3 protein-coding genes are annotated in these 2,106 nt (G+C 58.1%); 1 reads left to right on the forward strand and 2 read right to left on the reverse strand.

The genetic code is table 11. From position 1 onward, the window contains the following. Positions 1–46: 46 nt before the first annotated feature. Positions 47–310, reverse strand: coding sequence for a MerR family transcriptional regulator (locus JKG68_RS32025; RefSeq protein WP_202066427.1), 264 nt, complete (start codon positions 308–310; stop codon positions 47–49). Between the two features lie 274 nt (positions 311–584). Between JKG68_RS32025 and JKG68_RS32030 the strand changes: the two genes are divergently transcribed. Beyond that, positions 585–821, forward strand: a complete 237-nt coding sequence (locus JKG68_RS32030; RefSeq protein WP_202066429.1) for a hypothetical protein — start codon at positions 585–587, stop codon at positions 819–821. Positions 822–1,185: 364 nt separating this feature from the next. Here the strand turns inward: JKG68_RS32030 and JKG68_RS32035 are convergent. Further along, positions 1,186–2,106 (reverse strand): YjiK family protein (locus JKG68_RS32035; RefSeq protein WP_202066431.1); only part of this gene is annotated, 921 nt, incomplete at its 5' end.

Consider the following 2,106-nt stretch of genomic DNA (forward strand, 5'->3'; position numbering starts at 1 on the left):
CATGCGTCTGCGATGTCCGTTCTGTCGGGCCCGCTTCACGCTTGGCTCACTGATGAAGGTGCCAAAGTAGTGATAGATCCTCACCCTTTCCGGAGATCGGAAGGCCGGCATCTGAGAACTCCTGGATGACCCTGGCCCGAACCGCGTCGAAAGTATCGTATTTCCGCACCTTCCCCCGGCCGAGCGGCTCCAGCGGCCAGGCTCCCTTTCGCTGCCACTGGTGAATCCGGTCCTTGGGAATGCCTGTGATCTCCACAAGCTTGGAGAGGCCGAAGGTTCGTGCCAGACGACGAAGGTCACGCCAGTCCATATGCTGACTCCGTGGTGGAATGGCTGTTGCCGAGGGGATTGGTGTACCGAGAGGGTCAAAAAAGAGCGCCCACTCTGGAGAGGGGCGCTCAAAGGGTTGGATCCGCAGGGGGCAGAAAGGGAACCGGGACGCGGCTTCTATCAGCATTGTGCAACTTACTCTCGTACTTTCGTCCACTGCCCTGTGCGCTACGATGACGCCTCGAACGCTTAATTTAAGACCGAGAACAAAGGTTGCCGCGTGTCGTTGATAGTCCTTGTGAGGTCCATCAACCATGTCAGTCATGAGCATGAGGGGCGGCTGGTCTGCGGTGAGCACCGCTCCGCACGACGGCACGCCTGTGATCCTCTGGATGGCTCAAGACGAGGCTCCTCCAAGCCTGCCGGAGCCTGTGGGCTTTTGGACCATCAACCCTGAGGCAGGCGTCGGCTACTGGCAGATCTTCGGAGATCCCCCGCGCTTTTGCTCCGACCGGCAAATCCGCGGATGGAAGCCACTTCTTCACACCTGAGACAATCGTTCACGGATTTCCGAAGACGTATTGGGGATCTGCTCCCCATGAAAAAGCCGGGAGGCGGTACATCCGCGCTCTCCCGGCTTCCGTCATAAGCGACACAACCACGACCACTCCAATTAAAGAGGCCGCGCCGCTTACCCGATCAACGCGTTGCCCTCGCGCCTGGCACCAACAGCCTTGACCAGCGCCCCTCTGCCCCTTTTGGAACGTTCTGCCAACGGGCCTTCGATCTGCTCGATCCGCACCTCGACTCCAGAATGATTGTTTTTGACATTCACAACGACCACGGGGCCGGCGCTTCGACAGCCCCATGATCGAATGGGATCCGTGAATTCGAACGTGAACTGAGAACCTGCCTTTAGGTGATGAGCCAGCCGGACCCCAGGTCCACCTCAAACAACCGACCATCATTCTTCTGATCGACGCCGTAGTCCGCGATGAACAGGCTCATGCGGCTTCCATCGTTCGGATTGCTGCTTGGCGCCAGTTCTAAGCCCTTGGGCACAGGTTTGGCTCCGCTGATCGGGTTCAGATAGCTGCTCGAACCCAAAGTGCTGATGGTGGCCAGGATCTTACCGTTGCGATCCATCCCCCAAATGTCTGGGCTGGCGCCGGAGGCGACAAAGAACACTTCGTGGGTGGGGTCGTAGGCCAACGCCTCAGCATCTGTCATCACGGACGGCAGGGCCATTGATTTCACAAGTGCCCCCTGGGCTGTGAGTTCGAATAGTTTCTTCTCAAGGCCATCCAGGATGAACATGTTCCCTGTGGCTGGATCGAACTTCAGGTCCTCTGTATCGGTCAGACCATAGTGTCCGGTGTCAAATTGCCCCTTCTCGACCGATGGATTGGCAGGATCGACCCAGAAGACCTCATTCAGGCGATCATCTGCGATGTAAAGATAACCATTGCTGGAATTGTACGCTAAGCCGCTCGGCTCCTGGGTGAACCCTGTCAGGCTGTAGGATCCGGTGACCGTTCCGTCAGGTTGGACGCCAAACATGTTGATGGCGCTGGAATAAGGGCTCTCATCGTGCTCTGAGTCCGCAATGAGCAGCCTCTGCAAACCTGGAAGATAGGCCAAGCCCGAGGGATCGCCGCTGCCATATCCTGCTGCATCCACGTTCTTGTATGAGGTGGTGGTCGTCTGAGTCACCTTCACCACCGTTGCGGTGATCGAAGGCGGTGCCGTTCCATCGGTGTTGGGGATCAGCCCGCCGAGTTCTGCCACGTCGTCCCAAGGCACGAACTTGAAGTTGCTGGTGCTGGCGCCGGTGTT

Origin of the sequence: Microvirga aerilata, assembly GCF_016743775.1 — a bacterium.
Classification (GTDB): domain Bacteria; phylum Pseudomonadota; class Alphaproteobacteria; order Rhizobiales; family Beijerinckiaceae; genus Microvirga; species Microvirga aerilata.

Excerpts from the sequence above, each read along its gene's own strand:
- JKG68_RS32030 (WP_202066429.1), top strand. The coding sequence starts at position 585 with ATGTCAGTCATGAGCATGAGGGGCGGCTGGTCTGCGGTGAGCACCGCT.
- JKG68_RS32025 (WP_202066427.1), bottom strand. The coding sequence starts at position 310 with ATGGACTGGCGTGACCTTCGTCGTCTGGCACGAACCTTCGGCCTCTCC.